The organism is Agrococcus jenensis (assembly GCF_003752465.1).
Lineage (GTDB): Bacteria > Actinomycetota > Actinomycetes > Actinomycetales > Microbacteriaceae > Agrococcus > Agrococcus jenensis.
This window is the reverse complement of the sequence record NZ_RKHJ01000001.1, coordinates 1,649,480-1,671,874: the sequence shown is the minus strand read 5'-3', so window position 1 is coordinate 1,671,874 and position 22,395 is coordinate 1,649,480. Positions and strand designations below refer to the sequence as shown.

The following is a 22,395-nucleotide window of genomic DNA, read 5'->3' as shown; positions in this document are numbered from 1 at the left end:
AACCACTCCGTGCAACCACCGCGCGCGACGACGACATCGCGCGCATCAGACAGATCGGATGATCCCCATGGTCCACACGAGACGGCTCTCCGCCATCGTCGTCGCCGCCCTGCTGGTGACCGGTTGCGCGAGCGCTGCGCCCGCCGCCGAGAGCCCCGCGCCGGAGGCGTCGCACACGATGCCCGACGGCAGCGTGATGACCGGCGAGGAGCACGGCTCGCACGGAACCGGGCACGCGAGCGCCCAGGGGCCCTCCGAGGCCGCCGAGATGGTCTGCGCCGGACAGGTGACCGACGCGATCACCGCGATGCTCGACCTCGAGGGCGAGGTCTCGCCGTCGTCGACCTGGAACGAGCCGATGTTCACGTGCTCGTACGACGTCGACGGCGCGCCGCTCACGCTCTCGGTGCACGACGCGACCGACCTCGCGGTCGGCGAGGCGCACTTCGATGAGCTGCAGGCCACCACCGAGAGCGCGCGCGACATCGAGGGGCTGCTCGCACTCGGGATGCCGTCCTTCACGAACGATGCGGGGATCGTCTCGTTCCTCCGCGACGGCAAGACGCTGCTGGTCGACGCCACCCGCCTGCCCGACGAGCTCGCCGGCGGCACGATGACGCGGTCCGAGGCGGCCTACGCCGTCGCATCCGCCGTGCTCGTGTGCTGGGTCGAGCACGACTGAGCAGGAGCGGCGCCGCTCGATCGCTGAGGGCGCGGTGCCCGCGCAGCGGCGACCGACCGCTCAGCGCTTGTCGACGACCTTGCGCAGGTAGCGGATGCGGTCGCGCAGCTGCTGCATCGACGCCTGCGCGACCGGCGGCCCGCCGCAGACGCGCCGCGACTCCGCGTGCACGAGCGCGTGCGCCTCGCCGCGGCGCTTCGCCACGATGGCGACGAGCGAGTTGAGCAGCTGCCGCTCCTCGCGCATGTTGCGGTAGAGCGGCTCCGGCGCCTCCTGGCTCGGCGGCCGGTCGCGGATGCGCGCGGCTTGCCGCGCGTGCCGCCGCTTCAGCAGGTCGGAGACGTCCTCCGCGTCGAGGAGACCAGGGATGCCGATGAAGTCCAGCTCCTCCTCGGTGGCCGGCTCGACGAGCTGGCCGAACTCGGCGTCGCCGAACAGCACCCGGTCGAACGTGGCGCTCGACTCGAGCGGTTCCCACGTGAAGGGCGCGGCCTCGCGGTCGTCGCTGTCGCCGCGCTCCGCCGCATCCATCGCGTCGTCGTCGAGCAGCTGGTCGTCGGACTGCTCGCGGTCGAGCGCGTGGTCGCGCTGCCGCTCGAGCTCGGCGGCGAGCGTCAGGAGCGGCGGCACCGACGGCAGGAAGATCGTCGCGACCTCGCCGCGGCGCCGCGAGCGCACGAAGCGGCCGATCGCCTGCGCGAAGAACAGCGGGGTCGACGAGCTCGTCGCGTAGACGCCGACCGCGAGCCGCGGCACGTCGACGCCCTCCGACACCATCCGCACCGCCACCATCCAGCGCTGCGTGCCCTCGGAGAAGGCGCTGATCCGGTCGGAGCCGCCGGGATCGTCCGACAGCACGACCGTCGGCTCCTCCCCCGAGATGCCGCGCAGCAGCGCCGCGTACTGGCGCGCCTGCGCCTGGTCGGTCGCGATCACGAGGCCGCCGGCATCCGGCACCGTCTGGCGCACGTGCGTGAGCCGCACGTCGGCGCTGCGCAGCACCTGCTGGATCCACTCGCCGCCCGGGTCGAGCGCGGTGCGCCAGGCGCCGTTCGTGATGTCCTTCGTGTCGCCGTGGCCGAGGGTGGCGCGCATCTCGTCGCCCATCGACGTGCGCCACTGCATCGTGCCGGCGTAGGCCATGAACAGCACCGGCCGCACGACCCCGTCGCGCAGCGCGTGGTCGTAGGCGTAGGCGTAGTCGGTGCGCGAGAGGCGGATGCCGCGCTCGTCGCGCACGTACTCGACGAACGGGATCGGCGCGGTGTCGCTGCGGAACGGCGTGCCCGTGAGCGAGAGCCGGCGCGCGGCGGGGCCGAACGCCTCGAGCACCGCGTCGCCCCACGAGAGGGCGTCGCCCGCGTGGTGGACCTCGTCGAGGATGACGAGGCTCGGCGCCGAGCGGGTGATGCGCTCGTGCACCGGCGGGCGCGCGGCGACCTGCGCGTACGTCACGACGACCCCGTGGTACTGCCGGGGGTAGTCGCCGTCGCCGTTCGAGAAGTCGGGGTCGAGGCGGATGCCGGCGCGGTGCGCCGCGTCGGCCCACTGCTGCTTGAGGTGCTCGGTCGGCGCGACGACCGTGATGCGGGCGACGGCCCCGCGGCGGAGCAGCTCGGAGGCGAGCCGCAGGGCGAAGGTCGTCTTGCCGGCGCCCGGGGTGGCCGCCGCGAGGAAGTCGCGCGGCTCGGTGCGGAAGTACTGCTCGAGCGCCTCCTGCTGCCAGGCGCGCAGCGGCTGCGCCGTGCCCCAGGCGGCGCGCTCCGGGTAGGTCGGCGGCAGGTGATCGGCCGCGTAGGTGCCGAAGTGCTGGCCCTGCTCGGTGGCGTGCTGGCCGTGCTGCTGCGCCGAGTGCTGGATGCCCTGCTGCCCGGCGAACGCCCCGAACGGGGTTGCTGCGGGCTGGCTGGTCACTCGCTCCATCGTAGGCGCGGCCACCGACCTGCGCCGCGTGCGCGTGTCGCGCATCCTCGTCGCCTGATCCTCAACGGAGCGGGTGGTAGCGCGAGGTGATCGTGCCCTCGCGACACCACGTGCTCCGTTGAGATGGGGTTCGTCGCGGTTTCAGGGGCGTGCGCCTAGGCTGACCGCATGCACTACCTGCTCGGTCTCGCAGCGCTCGTCATGGGCGCCGCCATCGCGACCCGCCGCACGCGGCCGACGTGGTTCGTCGTGCTGACGGCCGCGCTCGTCGCGGTCGGCGCCCTGTTCGCCATCCTCAGCTACACGCGCGTCACCGACGGGCTCGGCCTGCTGCCCAACAGCATCATCGGCTGGGTGTTCGTGGGGCTGTCGATCATCACGATGCTCGCGTCGATCTTCGTGCTCGAGCGGCGCGGCGAGCACGGCGAGGAGCTGCCCCCGCTCATCGGCGACAACCCGTTCGACGGCGACACCGACGACTCGGACGACCCGACGCACGGCACGGCACGGCGGTCGGAGCAGGGCGCCGCGCACGGCACGGCGGGTGCGACCGCGCACGGCACGGCGCGTGCGACCGCGCATGACGCGACTGTCGCCTCGGCCACCGGCGCCGCGGCATCCTCCGGGGCCGCCGGCGCTGCAGCTGCCGGTGCACCCGGATACGCCGGTGTCGGGGCGTCCGGCACCGAGGCCTACGCAGAGGAGACCGTCATGAACCCCGCCCTTCCCGACGACGACACGACGTCGCACCCCGGCCCGAGCGAGCACGCCCACGACGGCACGACCGTGATCGGCGCGGACCCCGACATCGCGACGGCGCCCGCCGAGACCGACGTCGACGCGGCGCCGGAGGGCGACGCCTCGGACGACCAGGGCACGTCGCACCGCTGACGAGCATCCGCTCGCGCAGCCGCGAACGACGAGACGCCCGCCGATCAGCTCGGCGGGCGTCTCGTCGTCTCGGGGCTAGGCCTTCTCCTCGCCCTTCGTGTCGACCTCCTCGACCCACGACGGCGGCTCGTCGCGGCCCGCCTCCTCGTCGGCGTCGGCATCCTCGGCGGTGGGCTGGACGATGCCCTGCGCGTGGTGGGTCGGCGCGTAGATGGCGTAGAGGCGCATGGGCTCGTCGCCGATGTTGACGATGTCGTGCCACGTGCCGGCGGGCACCTGCACGCTCCACCCGTCGGAGACCTCCTGCTCGAACGGCAGGTCATCCTTCGAGGGGCCCATCACGACGCGCCCCCTGCCCGCGTCGAGGCGCAGGAACTGGTCGGTGCCGTTGTGCACCTCGAGCCCGATCGAGCTGCCCGGCGGGATCGACATGAGGGTCACCTGCAGGTGCTCGCCGGTCCAGGCGACGGTGCGGTAGTTCGAGTTCTCGCGCGTCGCCGTCTCGATGTCGAACGCGTTGCGCTGCGGTCCGTTGTCGTGGATGTCCATGCTCGGCATCCTGCCTGCGCCCCCTGGGAAGCGCCAGAGTGGCGCCGCCCGCGGCCGGCGCCGACTCGACCCCCTTCCGCCGAGCCGACCCGCTGCGGCGGGTCGAGTCGGCGCGAACGGGTCGAGTCGCTTCACGCCCGACCGATGCTGATGAGGAGCGGACGCACCCGGGGCAGGCCGTGAGACGCGAGCACGGCATCGAGCAGCGCGGGCCGCATCAAGTGTTCCCAGATCCAGCGCACGACGTCGTGCTCGAAGCGGAGATCGTCCTCCCGCGCCTTCTCGTCAGCGAGCGCCTGCGCCGCGGTCCTGCCTGCGCGATCGGCGAGCTCGCCGTACTTCACGGCGCCGTCGAACTCCCCCAGCAGCGGCCGACGGACGTCGCGAGTCCACCGCATGTCCGGACGGTACTGCCTGCCGCTCTGACCGGTCACCCACGGCTGCAGCTCCGGCGCAGGGTACCCGAGCTGGTGGATGCGCACTCGGCTGTACGACTCGCCGACCGACTCCGACGCGCCATCGGCGAAGCGGATGCACCACTCGGCTCGGCGCCGGCCTCGAGGTCCCTGCCTGGACAGCGCGTCGAGCACCTCGTCCACGCTGACCAGCCCGGCTCGCAGTGCCGCGTCGAGCGCCGCCACAGCCACCAGCGCGTCTCGCCTCCGTGCGACATCCGCGAGCGCGTACGCCGGCGAGCATGCGAGCAGCTCGCCCACCGTGACGGTGTCGAGCGCATCGAGCGCCACCGGGGAGTGGACCACGCCGGCCTTGGTGCCTGCAGTTCGGGCGCCCCCTGCGGTGAAGACCCACTCCGGCTCGACCCCGAAGGGGAGCCCGTGCACGGCGAGCGCGGATTCGCGCGCGAAGACGGGGTGGTCCCTGGTGGCCGAGACCGCCTGGATGCGGCTGAGGTACTGAGCCCGCCTGCTGGCGAGCCTCAACTCCTCCGTCTGCGCGTAGACGCCACGACGCACGCGTGCGAGCGACTCGTCGCGATCGGGCTGAGCGGCAGGATCGCCGCGGATCAGGTCTCGTCGGCGCCGCAGCGCCAGGAGGTCGCCCGGCTCCGTCCCTGTCGGCACGTCCCAGTCAGTCTTGGTCGGCGCATCTGGAGCAGTCATGCGCGCGACTGTCCCAGGATCGGCGACGTCACATCGGCGCGCGCTCCGGCTGCTGTGGACGAGTCGCCGCCGTTGACTCGACCCGTCGCCGTCGACTCGACCGCTTCCCGCGGCGACTCGACCCCTTCGCGCCGAGTGGACCTCGTACAGCGGGTCGAGTCGGAGAGAAGGGGTCGAGTGGGCGGATGCTCGCGGGCCGGGTCGGGGCGCGGGGGCGCGGGTGCGCGGGCACAGCGGAGCACGGGAGAATGGAGGGATGCGCATCGAGTACCCGGCTGATCTGCCCGTCAGCGCGGCGCGCGACGAGATCATGGCGGCGATCCGCGACCACCAGGTGGTGATCGTCGCCGGCGCGACGGGTTCGGGCAAGACTACGCAGCTGCCGAAGATGTGCCTCGAGCTCGGCCGCTCCAGCATCGGCCACACGCAGCCCCGCAGGCTCGCGGCGCGCACGATCGCCGAGCGCATCGCCGAGGAGCTCGGCGAGGAGGTCGGCGGCGCCGTCGGCTATAAGGTGCGCTTCACCGATCAGGTGAGCGCGGCGACGCAGATCAAGGTGATGACCGACGGCATCCTGCTCGCCGAGATGCACCGCGACCGCGACCTCAAGCAGTACGACACGATCATCATCGACGAGGCGCACGAGCGCAGCCTCACGATCGACTTCCTCATCGGCTACCTGCAGCGGCTCCTCCCCCGCCGCCCCGACCTCAAGGTGATCGTCACGAGCGCGACGATCGACCCGGAGTCGTTCAGCCGGCACTTCGGCGGCGCCCCGATCATCGAGGTCTCAGGCCGCACCTTCCCGGTCGACATCCGCTACCGCCCGCTCGTCGCGGAGGCGATGGACGAGGACGAGGACGGCGACGGCGAGCCCGACGAGCACGTCGACCTCGACCCGATCGACGGCATCGAGTCGGCCCTCGCCGAGATCGCCCGCGACGACAGCGGCGACGTGCTCGTCTTCCTGCCCAGCGAGGCCGACATCCGCGACGCGCAGGACCAGCTGCAGGGCCGGCTCGGCGCCACCACTGAGATCCTCCCCCTCTACGGGCGCCTGAGCGCCGCCGACCAGCACCGGGTGTTCGAGCGCTCGCACCGCCCGGGCATCCGCCGCCGCGTCGTGCTCGCCACGAACGTCGCCGAGACGAGCCTCACCGTGCCCGGCATCCGACACGTCATCGACACCGGCACCGCCCGCATCTCGCGCTACTCCGCCCGCAGCAAGGTGCAGCGGCTGCCGATCGAGGCGATCAGCCAGGCGAGCGCCAACCAGCGCTCGGGCCGCGCGGGCCGCGTCGCGCCGGGCATCGCGATCCGCCTCTACGCCGAGGCCGACTTCGACAAGCGCCCCGCCTTCACCGATCCCGAGATCCTGCGCACGAACCTCGCCGCGGTCATCCTGCAGGCCGCCTCGCTCGGCCTCGGCCCGCTCGAGGAGTTCCCGTTCCTGCAGCCGCCCGATTCGCGCGGCATCAAGGACGGCCACGACCTGCTGCGCGAGCTCGGCGCGATCTCGGCGAAGGGCTCCATCACGAAGATCGGCCGCGAGCTCGCGCGCCTGCCCGTCGACCCGCGGTTCGGGCGGATGGCGCTGGCCGGCCGCGACGCGGACGTCGCCCACGAGGTCATCGCCATCGTCGCGGGCCTGACGATCCAAGACCCTCGCGAGCGCCCGCTCGAGCGGCGCGAGGAGGCCGACCGGATGCACGCGCGCTTCGTCGACCCGACGAGCGACTTCATCACGCTGCTCTCGCTCTGGCGGCACCTGCAGGCGCAGCAGGCGGCGCTCTCGGGCAACCAGTTCCGCAAGGCGTGCAAGGCGGAGCACCTCAGCTTCCTGCGCGTGCGGGAGTGGCAGGACGTGGTGCGGCAGCTGACGAGGTCGATGGGGCTGAAGCCTCTCCGCTCGTCGAGCAGCACCGAAGGCGGGTATCGAGACGAGAGCCGCCATGGTGGTCTCGATACGCGGACTTCGTCAGCTACTCGACCAGCGGAGGGGGTGGGCTCCCTCGCCACGTCCGTCGACGCCGACGCCGTCCACAAGGCGCTGCTGTCCGGCCTGCTCGGCCGCATCGGCACGCTCGACGAGACGCAGAAGCCGCAGCAGTCGCGGCCCGGCGACAAGGGCGACAAGCGGCGGATGCGCGTGCGCCCCGAGTACCTCGGCGCCCGCGGCGCGCGGTTCCAGATCTTCCCCGGCTCGGCGCTCGCCAAGAAGCCGCCGCACGCGGTCATGGCCGCCGAGCTCGTGGAGACCAGCCGCCTCTTCGCCCGCAACGTAGCATCCATCGACCTCGCCTGGGCCGAGCCGCTCGCCGGCGACCTCGCGAAGCGGCAGGTGTCGGAGCCGCACTGGGAGCGCAAGCAGGGCGCGGTCGTCGCCTTCGAGAAGGTGACGCTCTTCGGCGTCACGATCGTCGAGCGGCGCCGCGTGCAGTTCTCGCGCATCGATCCCGAGCACGCGCGCGAGCTGTTCATCCGCCATGCGCTCGTCGACGGCGAGTGGGACAGCCCCCAGGACTTCGACCGCAGGAACAAGGAGCTGCGGCGCGAGCTCGAGCGGCTCGAGGAGCGCCAGCGCCGCCGCGACCTGCTCGTCGGCGACGAGGCGGTCTTCGACTTCTTCGACGCGCGCATCCCGGCCGACGTCGCGTCCACCCGCAGCTTCGAGGGCTGGTGGCGCGAGGCGCGGAAGACCACGCCCGACCTGCTGACGATGCGCCGCGAGGACCTCACCGGCGAGGACGCGACCGTCGACAGCCAGGCGTTCCCGACGAAGTGGCAGCAGGGCGAGCAGCGGCTGCGGCTCAGCTACCGGTTCGAGCCGGGCGCCGCCGACGACGGCGTGACGGTGCACGTGCCGCTCGCGGTGCTGCCGCGGCTCACCCCCGCCGGCTTCGACTGGCTCGTGCCCGGCATGCGCGAGGAGCTGCTCACCGCCATGATCAAGAGCCTGCCGAAGCACGTGCGCAAGCACGTCGTGCCGGCCGCCGACTGGGCACGCGGGATGCTCGCCGAGCTGCCGGCCGAGCCGCCGGCCGGCGGCGAGGGCCGCGGCGCCGCCTCCCGCTCGATCGCGGAGGTGCTCGCCGCGCGCATCTCCCGCACCGCCTACGTGCAGGCGGCGGCGACGGATGTCGACTGGCACCGCATCCCGGACCACCTGAAGCCGACCTTCGCGGTCGAGGACGGCCGGGGGCGCCGGCTCGGCGCCGACAAGGACCTCGAGGCGCTGCAGCGGCGCTTCGGCCAGCAGGCGCGCACGCAGGTGGCGAAGGTCGCCGTGAAGGTGACGAGCGACCTCGAGCGCGACGAGGTCGCCGGCTTCGACACCGAGCTGCCGGAGCACATCGACGTGCGGCAGGGCGGCAACACGGTGCGGGCCTACCCGGGCTACGCGATCACCGGGCCGGCGGCGAAGGGTGCGGGGGCAGGCAGGGCGACGGTCGGCATCCGCCTCTCCGCCACCCGCGAGGCGCAGCAGCGCGACCAGCGCGCGGCGGTGCGGCAGCTGCTGCTGCGGCAGGTGCCGAGCCCGGGGCCCTACGTGCAGTCGAACCTCACGGCGGCCGAGAAGCTGGCGCTCGGCGCGAGCCCCTACGCGTCGACCGACCGGCTGTTCGACGACCTCATGCTCGCGATCATCGACGCCGAACTGGGTACGACGGCTCCGGCCACGGTCGCCGACTTCGAGGCGCTGCGCGCCCGCGTCGCCGACGGCCTCGTCGAGCGGATGTTCGCGCTCGCGTCGCAGGTGGCGCGCATCCTGACCTCCGCCCGGCTCGCCGACCGCGCGATCCGCGACGGCGCGACCCTCGCCCACATGGCGGCGCTCGCCGACGCCCGGGGGCACCTCGACCAGCTCGTCTTCGACGGCTTCGTCAGCCGCACAGGCCTCGACCGGCTCGGCCGGTTGGAGGTCTACGTGCGCGCGATCGAGCACCGCGTGAAGCGGCTGCCGGAGACCGCCAACCGCGATCGCACGTGGATGACCGAGGTGGAGCAGGCGGTGGCGCTCTTCACCGCGGCGGGCGGCACGCTGCCGCTCGCGCCGGCGGTGACGGATGCCGTCCCCGGCACCGACGGATCGGCGAAGGCGGAGCGGCTCATCGCCGCCCGCTGGCTGCTCGAGGAGCTGCGGGTCAGCCTCTTCGCGCAGCAGCTCGGCACCGCAGGTCCGGTCTCGCTCCAGCGCATCCGGAAGGCGCTCGCGGACTGACGCCCTCCGCGGTGGCCGTACGGTGGAAGCCGACCCGGAGGAGTGCAGCACCCATGGAGCCAGACCGCTACGGCCCGAGCGTCCAGCGCAACGCGCTCGCCCCCGGCATCCTGCTGGCGATCGCGCTCGTCGTCGGCACGCTGCTCATCGGCAGCGAGTGGTACGAGACGCTCCGCTTCGTGATCGCCGTGCTCGCGCTCATCATCGGCTGGTTCGCGGTGCAGGCGAAGCACTGGTGGTGGGTGCCCGTCTTCCTCGCGATCGCGGTCGCCTGGAACCCGGTCGCGCCGTTCGACCTGTCGAGCCAGCTCGGGCTGCTGGCGCACGTCGGGGCCGCGGTCGTGGCGCTCGTCGCCGCGGTGCTCATCACGGCGCCGCGCGCCGACGCGGACCGCTGACGAGTCGGGCGCCGCGGAGGGCGCTCGTCGTCCTAGGCTGTCCTGGTGCGCGCGTACGGTGAGGTGCTGAGGGTCCCTGGGCTCGCGCGCATCATCCTCGCCCAGCTCATCGCGCGCTTCCCCGCGGGCATGTACTCGCTCGGCATCCTCATGCACATCGAGCACGAGCACGGCTCCTACACGGCCGCCGGTCTCGTGCTCGCCGCCTTCTCCGTCGGCATGGCGATCGCCGGCCCCTTCGTCACGCGGCTGATGGCCCGCTTCGGCACCGTCGCGGTGCTCGTGACGACGACCGCCGTGTCGGTGGCCGCGCTGCTGTCGATGGCCACGCTCAGCGTGCCGCTGTGGGCGGATGTGCTCGCCGGCGCCGTCGCGGGCGCCGCGATGCCGCCGGTCACGCCGACCGTGCGCACGCTCTACCCGCGCATGGTCCCGCAGCGGTTGCTGTCGCCGCTGTTCTCGTTCGACGCGGCGCTGCAGGAGATCATCTGGGTCTTCGGGCCGGTGCTGCTGACGCTGCTCGTCTCGGTCATGGGCACCGGGCCGACGCTCCTCGTCACCATCGCGATCCAAGCCGTCGGCGCCGCCTTCTTCATCGTCTCGCCGGAGGTGCGGCGGCTGCGCATCCCGCCGACCTCGCGCAAGCTCGGACGCGTGCTGCGGAAGCCGCCCGTGCTGCTCTCCGTCGTGGTCTCGGCCATGTTCATCGGCGGCTTCTCGGCGGTCGAGGCGGGCGTCGTCGCGACCTTCGGCGAGGGCGCGCTCGAGGCCGGCATCGTGCTCGCCGTGTCGGCGTTCGGCTCGCTCATCGGCGGCTTCGCGCTCGGCAGCCGTGGCATCACGCCGTGGTCGGTCGCGATCCGGCTGACGATCGTGCTCATCGGCATGGCGATCGCGCTGCCGATGACCGAGGTCGTCGGCCTCTCGATCGCGCTCTTCATCGCCGGCATCGGCACGGCGCCCGCGCTCGCCGCGTTCTCGGCGATCATCGCCGGCACGGTGAAGTTCGCCGACACCCCGGAGGCGTACGCGTGGATCGGCACCGGGCAGCTGCTGGGCGCCGCGGTCGGGTCGGCGGTGGCGGGCGTCTGCATCGACGCCATCGGCGGCGTCGGCGGCGTCTGGGTGGCGGTCGTGATGGTGGCGATCGCCGCGACGATCGCGGCGGTCTTCCGCCGGCACCAGCCCGACCTCCGCCACGGCATCGGCGAGCCGCCCGAGACGGCGCCCGTCGAGCTGCCGCGCTGACCGCTGCTCCCGCAGCCTCCCCCGAGCGAGGGAGGAGCCGGGCGGTCCCAGCCTGCGACAATCGAGCCATGCCCGCCGACCTGCCCCTGCTCGACGGGCGCAGCATGCCCGCGCTGGGCTTCGGCCTCTACAAGGTGCCGGCCGATGAGGCCGGCGCGGTCGTCGACGCGGGGCTCGCCGCCGGCTACCGGCTCATCGACGGCGCCGAGCTCTACGGCAACGAGCGCGAGGTCGGCGACGCGGTGCGGCGCGCGGTCGAGGGCGGGCTCGACCGCACGACCCTGACGGTGACGAGCAAGCTCTGGGGCGAGCAGAGCCAGTCGGCGGATGCCGTGCGCGCCTCGTTCGCGGCGAGCGAGGCTGCGCTCGGCTCCCCCGTCGACCTCTACATGATCCACTGGCCGCGCCCGGCGCGCGGGCAGTTCGTCGACGTCTGGCGCACGCTGATCGCGCTGCGCGACGAGGGCCGGATCCGCTCGATCGGCGTCTCGAACTTCACCGACGAGCACCTGCGGCGCATCATCGGCGAGACGGGCGTGTTCCCGGTCGTGAACCAGGTGGAGTCGCACCCGTGGCTGCCGCAGCACGAGCTGCGCGCCTTCCACGCGGCGCACGGCATCGTCACGCAGGCGTGGAGCCCGCTCGGCAGGTCGCGGCTGCTCGACGATCCTGTCATCGGGCGGATCGCCGCCGCGCACGGCGTGAGCCCGGCGCAGGCGATCATCCGCTGGCACCTGCAGCTCGGCGGCGGCCTGACGCCGAAGTCGACGCATCCCGAGCGCCTGCGCGAGAACCTCGACGTGGACGGGTTCTCGCTGGACGACGACGACCTCGCCGCCATCGCCGCGCTCGAGACCGGCGAACGCACCGGCACCCATCCCGACGACCGCCAGTGAGCGACGAGGCAGCTGTGACGAATCCGATCGAGCCGATCGACCCCACCCCCGACCTGCCGCACGCGGTCGCCGTGACGTGGGGCGTCGCCGAGCTGCCGCACCGCGGCCCGAAGCGCGAGCTCACCACCGAGCAGATCGTCGAGGCGGCGATCCAGATCGCTGACGCCGAGGGGCTCGAGGCCGTCAGCATGGGCAAGGTCGCCGCGGCGGTCGGGGTCGCGCCGATGTCGCTCTACCGGTACGTCACCGGCAAGGACGGCCTGCTGCTGCTCATGTACGACACGGCGAGCGAGGTGACGGTGCCCGGCGCGGGCAGCACCTGGCGCCAGCGGCTGCGCGAGTGGGCGATGTTCGTGCGCGCCGCCTACGACGCGCATCCGTGGCTCGCAGACCTGCCGCCCAGCTCCACGCCCACCACGCCGAACCGGCTCGCGATCATCGAGGCAGGCCTCGCCGCGCTCGAGGGCGTGCCCGCGCCCGACCGCATGAAGCTGCCCACGCTGCGGCTGCTGCTCGGCTACATCGCGCTCTACTCGAAGGCGTCGAGCGACGCGGCGGTCGACGAGGACGTGCGGCGCGCGCTGCCCGAGCTCGTCACCGACGAGCGCTTCCCGCTGCTCGCGCCCGCGGTGCGCGCAGGGGCATTCCAGTCGAACGACGTCGACGACGGCAGCGGCTTCGGCTTCGGCCTCTCGCGGCTGTTCGACGGCATCGAGCGGTGGCTCGAGCGCAACGAGCCCGATGAGCCGCTCGAGCGCCTGCCCGCGTCGATCCTCGACGACAAGCAGGTGCGCGAGGCGGGCAAGGTCGTCGAGGAGGCGCGCGCCCGGCTGCGGCAGGCGGAGGCGAAGGCGGCGGATGCGGTGGCCAGGGCTGCCGAGCGGCTGCAGGCGGTCGAGGCGCGCAACGAGGCCGCCGAGGCACGGGCAGCGGCGAAGGCCGACCTGCGCGCCGCCAAGGCGGAGGCGAAGGCCGCGAAGCGCGGCGACCGCGACTGACCGCGACCGGCGTCGACCGCCGTCGCCTGACGCCCGAGTCGTGCGAAAGGTTGGGCTGTGCTTCGGCCGGCGCGCGCGCACGCTGGAAGCATGACCCGCAGACTCCTGTCCATGGCCGGCATCGTCGCCGTCGGCGCCGTGCTCCTCACCGGCTGCGGCGCCATGGGCGCCTCGCCGTCGCCGGTCGTCGGCGCGCCCGCCCAGGAGGGCGGCGGCCAGGACGGCGGCATGCCGGACCTCGGCGGCAGCCCGGCGGAGGAGCCGAGCGTCGGCATCCCCGGCGCCGGCGAGGACCTCGGTGGCGTCGCCGGCGACGAGGACCGCTCCGTCATCATCTCCGGCACCCTCAGCATGCGGGTCGGCGACCCGATCGCGACGGCGGACGCCGTCTCCGATGCGGCCGTCGCCCGCGGCGGCGCGATCGACCGCCGCTCCGAGGGCGCGTCGACCGACTTCGAGCCGGCATGGGCGACGCTCACGGTGCGCGTGCCGGCCGCGGAGGTCGAGACCATGCTCACGGCCCTCCGCGAGCTCGGCGAGGTGACCCGCGTCGACATGGGCGAGGAGCAGGTCACGGCGCAGGTGCGCGACCTCGAGGTGCGCGTGAACGCGGCCCGCACCTCCGTGGACCGGCTCACGCAGCTGCTGACCACGGCCGCCGACACCGAGACGCTGCTCGAGGTCGAGGCGCAGCTCACCGAGCGCACGAGCGAGCTCGAGCAGCTGCGCTCGCAGCAGCGCGCGCTCGAGGACCTCGTGGCCATGTCGACGATCGGCGTCGACATCCGCTCGACCACGGTCGAGGGGCCGACGGGCACGCCCAGCTTCTGGGACGGGCTCGTCGCCGGGTGGGGCGCGTTCCTGGCCTGGGGCGCCGCGGCGCTCTTCGCGCTCGGGCAGGCGGTGCCGACCCTCATCGTGCTCGCGGTGCTCGGCCTGGTCGCCTGGCTCATCGTCCGACGCGTGCTGCGGCGACGCCCGCAGCGAGCGACGGTCACCGGACCGACGGTCGAGAACCCGGCGACGCCCGCTCCGGTGGAGTGATCCTGGGGTCCGGAGGCGGCCCCGCGAGCTTGCGACGTCGGCAACCTCCCTTCGGAGAAAGATTGCGAATACCCTCGACCGCAGGTTGAACCCTGCGCTACGCTCAGCGTCGGTCCTGCTCCCCAGCCCGTCACGAGGTCCCCGCTTGCGCCGCCCGCTCATCCTTGCCGTCATCACCCTTGGTCTCGGCGCCACCTTCATCGCCATCCCGCCCGCGCCCCCGGCGGTCTCCGCCGACGACATCCCTGCCATCCAGGAGGCGCACTTCGCGGTGATCGACGAGATCGCCTCGTGGGATGCGCGCACGCCCGTCTCGCGCATCGGCACGATCGAGGGCGACCCGGTCGCCGGCACCATCCGCATCGGCTGGGCCGGTGACGTGCCGAGCGAGGTGCGCGCCATCGCTCGCGACGCGCGCGCGCAGGGCATCGACGTCGGCTTCGTCGCGCAGGAGTCGAGCGAGGCGGAGCTGCTCGAGATCGCCTACGACATGGCAGCCTCCATGCCCGTCGAGGGCGCCTTCGCGATCGGCATCGGCCAGGACACGCTCTCGGTCGAGGTGCCCACCGCATCCGCGGCCGAGGCCGCCGGCACCGAGCCCATCGCGGTCGAGGGCGACGTCCGCGAGGTCATCGACGAGGCCCAGGATGCAGCAGCCGCGGTCGGCGCGTCGGTCTCCGTCGCGCAGACCGACACCGTGCCCGCCAACGCGGCCGCGGTGCCGCTCGAGGCCGGCGCCGCCATCGACCCGGCGGCGGTCGCCCCCATCCGCACGGCGCGCACGAACGACGTCGCCGTGCTGTCGGGCGGCATGCGCGTGCAGACGCAGTTCCGCAGCGGCGCGTTCGTCTCGTGCACCTCCGGCTTCACCGGGTTCTACGGCCACCGCCCCGTGATCGTCACGGCCGCGCACTGCAGCGACTACGCGGACGACCGCGCGGTGCGCAACGCCGCCGGCACATCGATCGGCCGCAGCGACCTGGTCGCCGAGCTGAACGACGGCGAGCTGCCGTTCGACCTCGGCGTCATCGCCGCGTCCTACGACGCGCGCACGCTCCCTCGCATCTACACCGGCAACACGACGACCGTCGACATCACGGGCACGCAGACCACCTGGCCGCCCTCGGGCTACCAGCTGTGCTCGTCGGGCCAGGTCACCGGCTGGAAGTGCGACCTGACCGCTGGTGGCGCCTACGTCACCTGCTACGGCACCCCGCGCGGGTCGGAGTGCATGCACGTGCAGATCGTGCGCTCGAGCGGCTCCTCGGCCTTCTGCCTCGGCGACTCCGGCGGCCCGGTCGTGAGCCGCCCGACGGATGCCGGCGCGCGCGCGGTGGGTGTCGTGTCGGGCATCCGCGGCACCGGCGGCACCTGCGCCGTCGAGGGGCTCATGGCGCCCGTCTCGCAGCTCGGCACGGTCGTCTACGGGCTGCAGCTGCACACGCTGCCGTAGGCACTGCCGCCGGTGGAGCCGGGCGGTGCGCGCGGCGCACCGTCCGCGTCGAGACCGCCGGCTGATAGCCAGCATCCAGAGCCACCCGGCATGATGGCCACCATGAGCGACCCCACGCCGACCGACGCTCCCTCCCTCACCGACGCATCCGTCCTGACCGCCATCGCGGCCTGGATGCCGACCACTCGCTGGTACCCGCTGAAGGGCCAGGAGGTCGACATCGCGCTCGAGACGAGCTACGACCTGGGCGATGCCGAGATCCTGCTGCTGCGCGCGGGCGACACCCTGCTGCAGGTGCCGGTCGCGTGGCGCGACGAGCCGGGCAGCTCGCCGATCGCGCAGCTCGACGGTCGCTGGCTCGTCGATGCGTGCAGCGATGCGGATGCGGTGCAGGCGCTCCTCGACGTCGCGACCGGCAGGCGGTCGGTCAACGGCCTCGACGGCGACGCGACCGCCGACCCGGCACCCGCGGGCGAGATCCGCGTGATCACGGGCGAGCAGTCGAACACCTCGATCATCGGCGGCGACGGCACCTGGATCGCCAAGGTGTTCCGCGTCGTCTCCCCCGGCGACAACCCCGACGTGGTCGTCACCGGGGCCCTCACCCGGGCGGGATGCGACCGCATCCCCCACCTGCTCGCGTCGGTGACGGCCGGCTGGCCGGCGGGTGACGCCTTCGTCACCGGCCACCTGCTCGCGGTGTCGGAGTTCGTCGCCGGCGGGCAGGACGCGTGGGAGCTGTTCCGCCAGCACGCCCTCGCGACGCTGCGCGGCGAGCAGCCCGGCGATGCGCCCGACGCCCGAGCGCTCGGCGAGGCGGTCGCGACGGTGCACCGCGACCTCGCGGCGGCCATGGGCACGGCCAGCGCGAGCGAGGCCGACACGCTGCGCTTCATCACCGGGCTCGAGCAGCGCATGGCGTGGGCGCGGCAGGAGGCGGCGGGCGTGCTCGGCGAGCTCCACGACGAGCTCCAGGCGGCCGCCGACCGGCTGCGCGAGGTCCGGCGGCTCGGTGAGCTGCAGCAGATCCACGGCGACCTCCACCTGGGCCAGGTGCTGCGCGGCGCGAACGGCGGCTGGGTGCTGCTCGACTTCGAGGGCGAGCCCCTGCGGCCGATGCACGAGCGGATGGTGCGCGAGCCGCGGCTGCGCGACGTCGTCGGCATGCTGCGCTCGTTCGACTACGCCGCAGGCTCCGCGCTGCAGGAGCTGCCCGACGCCGACGGCGCGGCTGCCGGCGACTGGGTGTGGCAGCGTCGCGCGGAGTTCCTGGCCGGCTACGCGGAGGCGGCCGGACCGGTCGACGAGTCCGACCCCGTCTTCACCGCGCTGCTGCTCGACAAGGCGCTCTACGAGGTCGTCTACGAGGTGCGGAACCGCCCGAGCTGGGTGGCGGTCCCCCTCGAGGCGGTCCGCGCGCTCGTCACCGCCCCGCCCTCCCCGCCCCCGCTGGTCGAGTAGCAGCCGGCGAAGCCGGCCGCGTATCGAGACCACGATGTCCCGCCGAGCGAAGGCCATCGCGGCCATCCTCGCCGCGGTCGCCCTGGCAGCGATCGCCGCGCTGCTGCTCTTGCCCCGATCCGCGGCCCCCGACCCGTCGGGGACCCCGACCGCGACCGCCGCCCGGACCGCCTCGACCTCCGCCCCCGACGACGCCCCGCTCGCCGTCTTCATCGGCGACTCGTACACCGTCGGCACCGCCACGCCGATCAGCGGAGCGGGCTTCCCGGCGATGCTCGGCGAGCTGCGGGGCTGGCGCGTGCAGAACCTGGCGATCGCCGGCACCGGCTACTCCACCGGCCGTGCCGACGGCGCTTGCGCATCGAGCGGATGCCAGTCGTACATCGGCGTGCTGCCGAGGGCGGTCGACGCCGATCCCGACATCCTGGTCGTCTCCGGCGGCCGCAACGACCTCCAGCGCGCGCACGTCGAGGCGGCGGTGACCGCCTTCTACGCCGAGGTGCGGCGTCAGCTGCCGGACGTCCGGCTCATCGTCACGTCGCCGCTATGGGACGATTCCCCCACGCCCGACGCATTGCTCGCGCTGCGCGAGCGCGTGGCAGCGGCCGCCGAGAATGCCGGGGCCGAATACCTCGATCTCGGCGACCTCTTCCTGGACCGGCCCGATCTCATCGCCTCCGACGATCTCCACCCGAATGAGGAAGGCCTGGCATTGATCGCGCGACGGATCGACGAGCTCCTCGCGCGGTGAGCCCCGACGACGAAAGAGAGCGCCGCCCCTCGGGGCGGCGCTCTTCCGTCTGCGTCGGATCAGCGGTTGTTGTACCGGTCGACGATGTCGGCCGGGATGCGGCCCCGCGTCGCGACCTTGAGCCCCTGCGACTCCGCCCACTCGCGGATCGCCGCGGTCTCGCCACTGCTGCCGCTGCCACCGCTGCGGCCAGCGGGAGCGTTGGTCTTGCGTCGTCCGGAGACGCGGCGCGATGCGCGCACGTAGTCCTCGAGCGCGTTCGAGAACTCCTCGATGTGGGAGTTCGTGAGGTCGATCTCGTAGTCTGCCCCGTCGAATGCGAATCGTACGGTGCGGCCTTCGCCGTCGCCGATCGCATCACCTGAGATATCGTCGACGAGCTGCACCATTGTCTTCTTAGCCATAGCGCAGAGAATACTCCCGGATGACCGCGAATCCAATTCGCTTCGCATTCCCCGGATATTGTCCCCCACTCGTTCACCCACATTGACTCGGACAATGGCCGATTCCGATCGCATTCGCGCACGCAGATGCCGATGCCGATGCCGACCGTCCGGGGTGCGCCTCAAGCGTCCCTGTGCCGCCGTGCCCGGCGGCCCGTGCAGACTGGATGCATGAGCCGGCTCTGGGAGATCCACGCGCGCGCCGTGCGGGCGTCCCTCCGCCGCGTGGGCGCCGTCGGGCTCGCGATCGTCGCACCCGTCGCGCTCCTCATCACCCTGGTGCCGACGCCCCTGCAGGCGCGCGCCAAGCCGCTCGTCGTCCGCGGCCTCGGATGGCTGCACGACCGGACGCTGCTCGAGTGGCTGAGCTGGACGCGACTCGAGGTGCTCGCGAACGTCGCGATGCTCGTGCCGGTCGCGCTGCTGCTGACGTTCGTGCTCGGCGCACGCCGATGGTGGCTCGCCACCGCGATCTGCGTCGCCGCGAGCGTCGGCGTCGAGACCGCGCAGCTGTTCATGCCCGCCCGGGTCACGTCGCTGCTCGACGTCGCCGCGAACGGCCTCGGCGCGCTCGCGGGCGCGGCGATCGCTGCGATCGCCGAGGCGATCGCCCTGCGAGCCAGGCGGAGGTCGCTCCGGCGCTGACCCCTGCGCCGGAGCGCGCTGCGCTCAGTCGCGGCCGTAGATGTCGCGCGTGTAGAGCTTCTCGGCGACGTCCTCGAGCTCCTCGGAGCGCCGGTTCGCGACGATCACATCCGAGCGCCGCTTGAACTCGTCGAGATCGCGGATGATCTCCGACCCGAAGAAGGTGTCCTCCTCGAGCGCCGGCTCGTACAGCACGATCTCGACGCCCTTGGCGCGCACCCGCTTCATCACGCCCTGGATCGACGACGCCCGGAAGTTGTCGGAGCCCGACTTCATGATGAGCCGGTGGATGCCCACGACCTTCGGCTCGCGCCGCAGGATGTCGGCGGCGACGAAGTCCTTGCGCGTGGTGTTCGCCGAGACCACCGCGGCGATGAGGTTCTGCGGCACGTCCTCGTAGTTCGCGAGCAGCTGCTTCGTGTCCTTGGGCAGGCAGTAGCCGCCGTACCCGAAGGACGGGTTGTTGTAGTGCGTGCCGATGCGCGGGTCGAGGCCCACGCCGCCGATGATCTGCGCGGCGTCCAGCCCGTGCGTCGCGGCGTAGGTGTCGAGCTCGTTGAAGTACGCGACCCGCAGCGCGAGGTAGGTGTTGGCGAAGAGCTTGATCGCCTCCGCCTCCGTCGGGTCGGTGAGGAGCACGGGCACGTCCTTCGCCTCCGCGCCCTCGACCATGAGGTCGGCGAACTGCCGCCCGCGCTCGCCGGTGTCGCCCACCACGATGCGCGACGGGTGCAGGTTGTCGTGCAGCGCGCGGCCCTCGCGCAGGAACTCCGGCGAGAAGACGATGTGCGCGCCCGGGTGCGCGGCACGCATCCGCTCGGTGAAGCCGACGGGCACGGTCGACTTCACGACGATCGTCGCATCGGGGGCGACCGCGACCACCTGCTCGATGACCGACTCGACCGACTTCGTGTTGAAGAAGTTCTCCTGCGGGTCGTAGTCGGTCGGCGTCGCGACCACGACGAGCCCGGCGCCCTCGAAGGCCGCTGCCGCATCCGTCGTCGCGGTGAGGCTCAGCTGCCTCGTGGCGAGGTAGTCCTCGAGCTCGACGTCGATGATCGGCGAGATGCGCGCGTTCACCTGCTCGACCTTGCGCTCGTCGATGTCCACGGCGACCACATCGTGGTGCTGCGCCAGGACAACTGCGTTCGAGAGGCCTACGTATCCGGTGCCGACGACGACGATCTTCACAGCTGCTCGTACTCTCTGCCGGCGGGCGCCGACGTCACTCTCGGGCGCCGGTGCGGCACCCTGTCAACCCTACTTCGGGGGCGTTCGTGATCGTGCGCGGCCGGCTCAGAGGCCGGCGACGAACTGCTTCAGCCAGTCCTGCAGCTCCGGGCCGATGTCCTCGCGCTCCGAGGCGAGCAGCACGTTGGCCTTGATGTAGTCGAGCCGGTCGCCGGTGTCGTAGCGGCGTCCGCGGAAGACGACGCCGTGCACACCGCCCGCGGCGTCGTCGCCGGCGAGCTCGAGCAGCGCGTCGGTGAGCTGGATCTCGCCGCCCTTGCCGGGCTCCGTCCGCTCCAGCACCCCGAACACCTCGGGGCGCAGCACGTAGCGGCCGACGATCGCGAGGTTCGACGGCGCCGTGCCGGCCTCGGGCTTCTCGACGAGTCCGGTCACGCGCACGACGTCGTCCTGCTCGGTCGCCTCGACCGTGGCGATGCCGTAGAGGTGCGCCTGCGACTCGGGCACCTCCATGAGCGCGACCACCGTCGTCTGCAGCGTCGACTGCACCTCGACCATCCGCTCGAGCAGGTGGTCGCGCTCGTCGATGATGTCGTCGCCCAGGAGCACCGCGAACGGCTCGTCGCCCACGTGCGCGCGTGCCCGGAGCACGGCGTGGCCGAGCCCCAGCGGGTCGCCCTGCCGCGTGTAGTGGATGTTCGCGAGCCCCGACGAGCGCTTCACCTTGGCGAGCCGCTTGACGTCGCCCTTCTTGATGAGCGTCGCCTCCAGCTCGGTGGCGCGGTCGAAGTGGTTCTCCAGCGCGTTCTTGTTGCGCCCGGTGACGAACAGCACGTCGTCGAGCCCGGCGCGCACCGCCTCCTCGACCACGTACTGGATCACGGGCTTGTCGACGACCGGCAGCATCTCCTTCGGCAGCGCCTTGGTCGCGGGCAGGAACCGGGTGCCGAGCCCTGCGGCGGGGATGACGGCCTTCGTGACGGAGGTCTGCATGGTGATGAACCTATCGATCGATGGTTACGCGACTGTGTCCGAGAGGCGTCGCGCAGTCGACGGCGCTAACCGCGCGCCTTCGCCTTGGCCTTCGGCTTCGTCTTCGTCTTGCTCAGCGCGTAGCCCTCGCCGTAGGCACCGTATGCGCCGTAGGCGTTCGCGGCCTTCGCCGGCAGCATCGTCAGGACCACGCCCGCGACGGGCGCGTCCACGTTCTCGAGCATGCCCAGCGCGACGTCGAGCTGATGGCGCGTCGCCCTGCCGCTCGCCACGACCATGATCGCGCCGGCGGTGTTGCGCGACAGCACCGCTGCGTCCGTGACGGGAAGGAGCGGCGGGGCATCGAAGAGCACCCAGTCGAACTCGGTCTCGAGCTGCGTGATGAGCGCCTGCATCGACTTGGAGCCGAGCAGCTCGCTGGGGTTCGGCGGGATCTGGCCCGACGGCAGCACGTAGAGCGACGACTCGCCCCACATCTGCACGGCGTCGACGAGCTCCGCCCGCCCGATGAGGACGTCGGTCAGGCCGACGCTGCCGTCGATGTTCATGTACTCGGCGACCTTCGGCTTGCGAAGGTCCGCGTCGATCAGGATCACGGTCTCGCCAGCATCCGCGAGCGCGAGCGCGAGGTTCGCCGCGGTGGAGCTCTTGCCCTCGCTCGGGGTCGAGGAGGTGACGACGAACGTGCGGCTGCGACCGTCCACCTCGACGAACTGCAGGTTGGTGCGCAGGGTGCGGTAGGCCTCGGAACGAGGGCTGAGCGGGTCCGAGTGCACGACGAGCGGGCGCTGCTTCGCCTTCGGGTCGAAGGTCATCGAGCCCACGACGGGCAGCTCCGTCACGAGCTTGAGGCCGCGCTCGTCGCGGATGCGGGTGTCCAGCACCTCTCGCAGGAGCGCGATCGCGATGCCGAGCGCCAGGCCGAGCAGGGCGCCGAGCGCGACGTTGAGCATCGGCCGCGGGCTGACCGGCGTCTGCGGCACGGTCGCCCGCTCCACCGTGGTCAGCTGCACCGGGCTGCCGCCCTCACCCGGCGACTCGATCTCGGCCACGGTCGTCGCGAGGCTCGCTGCGACGGCATCCGCGATGCGCGCGGCGAGCGCCGGGTCCTCGTCGACCGCGTTGATCTCGATGATCGTGGTGTCGAGCACGGGGCTGGCCGCGACCGACTCCGCGAGCGTCTGGCTGTCGAGCGTCAGGCCGAGGTCTGCGATCACGCGCTCGAGCACGTCCTGCGAGGTCGCGAGGCTCGCATACGTCTTCACTCGGGACAGCGTGAAGGAGTTGCCCTGCACCAGCTCGGCGCTGCTGCCGCCGCCCTGCGTCGACACGAACACCTGCGTCTGCGCGCTGTACGACGGCTGCTGCACCGTCGCGATCAGCGCACCGACGCCGACGCCGGCAAGCATGAGCGCGAGCAGCAGAATGACGTTCTTCCGCACGACCCGCAGGTAGTCGCTCAGCTCCACGGATGGGTTCCCTTCGG

Annotated in this window: 19 protein-coding genes; 12 read left to right on the top strand and 7 right to left on the bottom strand. The window is 72.6% G+C overall.

The annotated features are described in order from the left end of the window. The first annotated feature begins 67 nt into the window (after positions 1–67). A complete protein-coding gene (locus EDD26_RS08245; RefSeq protein ID WP_123697276.1) occupies positions 68–682 on the top strand; it encodes a hypothetical protein in 615 nt (204 codons plus the stop codon). Between the two features lie 60 nt (positions 683–742). Here EDD26_RS08245 and EDD26_RS08240 read toward each other — a convergent pair whose 3' ends face one another. After that, on the bottom strand, positions 743–2,542 hold the full coding sequence (locus EDD26_RS08240; RefSeq protein ID WP_245990070.1) for a DEAD/DEAH box helicase: 1,800 nt from the start codon (positions 2,540–2,542) through the stop codon (positions 743–745). A 231-nt stretch (positions 2,543–2,773) separates the two neighbouring features. Here EDD26_RS08240 and EDD26_RS14705 point away from each other — a divergent pair, with 231 nt between their 5' ends. Continuing rightward, on the top strand, positions 2,774–3,496 hold the full coding sequence (locus tag EDD26_RS14705) for a hypothetical protein (protein ID WP_170165585.1): 723 nt from the start codon (positions 2,774–2,776) through the stop codon (positions 3,494–3,496). Positions 3,497–3,571: 75 nt separating this feature from the next. Here EDD26_RS14705 and EDD26_RS08225 read toward each other — a convergent pair whose 3' ends face one another. Continuing rightward, positions 3,572–4,045: a cupin domain-containing protein gene (locus EDD26_RS08225; protein ID WP_123697273.1), complete on the bottom strand. Its 474-nt coding sequence runs from the start codon at positions 4,043–4,045 to the stop codon at positions 3,572–3,574. Between the two features lie 131 nt (positions 4,046–4,176). Then, positions 4,177–5,166, bottom strand: a complete 990-nt coding sequence (locus tag EDD26_RS08220) for a hypothetical protein (protein ID WP_123697272.1) — start codon at positions 5,164–5,166, stop codon at positions 4,177–4,179. 220 nt (positions 5,167–5,386) lie between these two features. Between EDD26_RS08220 and hrpA the strand changes: the two genes are divergently transcribed. The 9 genes from hrpA to EDD26_RS08175 all read left to right on the top strand — a co-directional run bounded on the left by hrpA (position 5,387) and on the right by EDD26_RS08175 (position 17,637). Further along, positions 5,387–9,388: an ATP-dependent RNA helicase HrpA gene (gene hrpA, locus EDD26_RS08215; RefSeq protein ID WP_281273316.1), complete on the top strand. Its 4,002-nt coding sequence runs from the start codon at positions 5,387–5,389 to the stop codon at positions 9,386–9,388. 53 nt (positions 9,389–9,441) lie between these two features. Further along, positions 9,442–9,786: a DUF6804 family protein gene (locus EDD26_RS08210; protein ID WP_123697270.1), complete on the top strand. Its 345-nt coding sequence runs from the start codon at positions 9,442–9,444 to the stop codon at positions 9,784–9,786. Between the two features lie 45 nt (positions 9,787–9,831). Beyond that, on the top strand, positions 9,832–11,034 hold the full coding sequence (locus EDD26_RS08205) for an MFS transporter (RefSeq protein WP_123697269.1): 1,203 nt from the start codon (positions 9,832–9,834) through the stop codon (positions 11,032–11,034). A gap of 68 nt (positions 11,035–11,102) precedes the next feature. After that, positions 11,103–11,930 (top strand): aldo/keto reductase, encoded by an 828-nt coding sequence (locus EDD26_RS08200; RefSeq protein WP_123697268.1) that lies wholly within the window; start codon positions 11,103–11,105, stop codon positions 11,928–11,930. Positions 11,931–11,944: 14 nt separating this feature from the next. After that, positions 11,945–12,928, top strand: coding sequence for a TetR/AcrR family transcriptional regulator (locus EDD26_RS08195; RefSeq protein ID WP_170165584.1), 984 nt, complete (start codon positions 11,945–11,947; stop codon positions 12,926–12,928). A 90-nt stretch (positions 12,929–13,018) separates the two neighbouring features. Further along, positions 13,019–13,972, top strand: coding sequence for a DUF4349 domain-containing protein (locus EDD26_RS08190; RefSeq protein ID WP_123697266.1), 954 nt, complete (start codon positions 13,019–13,021; stop codon positions 13,970–13,972). Positions 13,973–14,117: 145 nt separating this feature from the next. Continuing rightward, positions 14,118–15,425 carry a trypsin-like serine protease gene (locus EDD26_RS08185; protein WP_123697265.1) on the top strand — a complete coding sequence of 436 codons (1,308 nt, stop codon included), beginning with the start codon at positions 14,118–14,120 and terminating at the stop codon, positions 15,423–15,425. A gap of 102 nt (positions 15,426–15,527) precedes the next feature. Continuing rightward, positions 15,528–16,886 carry a maltokinase N-terminal cap-like domain-containing protein gene (locus EDD26_RS08180; RefSeq protein ID WP_170165583.1) on the top strand — a complete coding sequence of 453 codons (1,359 nt, stop codon included), beginning with the start codon at positions 15,528–15,530 and terminating at the stop codon, positions 16,884–16,886. Between the two features lie 34 nt (positions 16,887–16,920). Continuing rightward, positions 16,921–17,637 carry an SGNH/GDSL hydrolase family protein gene (locus tag EDD26_RS08175; protein ID WP_123697263.1) on the top strand — a complete coding sequence of 239 codons (717 nt, stop codon included), beginning with the start codon at positions 16,921–16,923 and terminating at the stop codon, positions 17,635–17,637. A gap of 59 nt (positions 17,638–17,696) precedes the next feature. Here EDD26_RS08175 and EDD26_RS08170 read toward each other — a convergent pair whose 3' ends face one another. Beyond that, positions 17,697–18,041 (bottom strand): histone-like nucleoid-structuring protein Lsr2, encoded by a 345-nt coding sequence (locus EDD26_RS08170; RefSeq protein WP_123697262.1) that lies wholly within the window; start codon positions 18,039–18,041, stop codon positions 17,697–17,699. 210 nt (positions 18,042–18,251) lie between these two features. Here EDD26_RS08170 and EDD26_RS08165 point away from each other — a divergent pair, with 210 nt between their 5' ends. Next, positions 18,252–18,725, top strand: a complete 474-nt coding sequence (locus EDD26_RS08165; RefSeq protein ID WP_170165582.1) for a VanZ family protein — start codon at positions 18,252–18,254, stop codon at positions 18,723–18,725. A 24-nt stretch (positions 18,726–18,749) separates the two neighbouring features. On the opposite strand, the gene EDD26_RS08160 is transcribed toward EDD26_RS08165, so the two are convergent. The 3 genes from EDD26_RS08160 to EDD26_RS08150 form a co-directional block, all read right to left on the bottom strand. Beyond that, a complete protein-coding gene (locus EDD26_RS08160) occupies positions 18,750–19,916 on the bottom strand; it encodes a nucleotide sugar dehydrogenase (protein ID WP_123697260.1) in 1,167 nt (388 codons plus the stop codon). Positions 19,917–20,021: 105 nt separating this feature from the next. Beyond that, a complete protein-coding gene (galU, locus tag EDD26_RS08155; RefSeq protein WP_123697259.1) occupies positions 20,022–20,909 on the bottom strand; it encodes a UTP--glucose-1-phosphate uridylyltransferase GalU in 888 nt (295 codons plus the stop codon). A gap of 65 nt (positions 20,910–20,974) precedes the next feature. Beyond that, on the bottom strand, positions 20,975–22,378 hold the full coding sequence (locus EDD26_RS08150; protein WP_123697258.1) for a tyrosine-protein kinase domain-containing protein: 1,404 nt from the start codon (positions 22,376–22,378) through the stop codon (positions 20,975–20,977). Positions 22,379–22,395 lie beyond the last annotated feature (17 nt).

What these genes read in the sequence shown, in the direction of transcription:
- EDD26_RS08245 (WP_123697276.1), top strand. Translation starts at nt 68, where the DNA reads ATGGTCCACACGAGACGGCTCTCCGCCATCGTCGTCGCCGCCCTGCTG.
- EDD26_RS14705 (WP_170165585.1), top strand. Translation starts at nt 2,774, where the DNA reads ATGCACTACCTGCTCGGTCTCGCAGCGCTCGTCATGGGCGCCGCCATC.
- EDD26_RS08225 (WP_123697273.1), bottom strand. Translation starts at nt 4,045, where the DNA reads ATGGACATCCACGACAACGGACCGCAGCGCAACGCGTTCGACATCGAG.
- EDD26_RS08220 (WP_123697272.1), bottom strand. Translation starts at nt 5,166, where the DNA reads ATGACTGCTCCAGATGCGCCGACCAAGACTGACTGGGACGTGCCGACA.
- EDD26_RS08210 (WP_123697270.1), top strand. Translation starts at nt 9,442, where the DNA reads ATGGAGCCAGACCGCTACGGCCCGAGCGTCCAGCGCAACGCGCTCGCC.
- EDD26_RS08200 (WP_123697268.1), top strand. Translation starts at nt 11,103, where the DNA reads ATGCCCGCCGACCTGCCCCTGCTCGACGGGCGCAGCATGCCCGCGCTG.
- EDD26_RS08190 (WP_123697266.1), top strand. Translation starts at nt 13,019, where the DNA reads ATGACCCGCAGACTCCTGTCCATGGCCGGCATCGTCGCCGTCGGCGCC.
- EDD26_RS08180 (WP_170165583.1), top strand. Translation starts at nt 15,528, where the DNA reads ATGAGCGACCCCACGCCGACCGACGCTCCCTCCCTCACCGACGCATCC.
- EDD26_RS08175 (WP_123697263.1), top strand. Translation starts at nt 16,921, where the DNA reads ATGTCCCGCCGAGCGAAGGCCATCGCGGCCATCCTCGCCGCGGTCGCC.
- EDD26_RS08170 (WP_123697262.1), bottom strand. Translation starts at nt 18,041, where the DNA reads ATGGCTAAGAAGACAATGGTGCAGCTCGTCGACGATATCTCAGGTGAT.
- EDD26_RS08165 (WP_170165582.1), top strand. Translation starts at nt 18,252, where the DNA reads ATGAGCCGGCTCTGGGAGATCCACGCGCGCGCCGTGCGGGCGTCCCTC.
- galU (WP_123697259.1), bottom strand. Translation starts at nt 20,909, where the DNA reads ATGCAGACCTCCGTCACGAAGGCCGTCATCCCCGCCGCAGGGCTCGGC.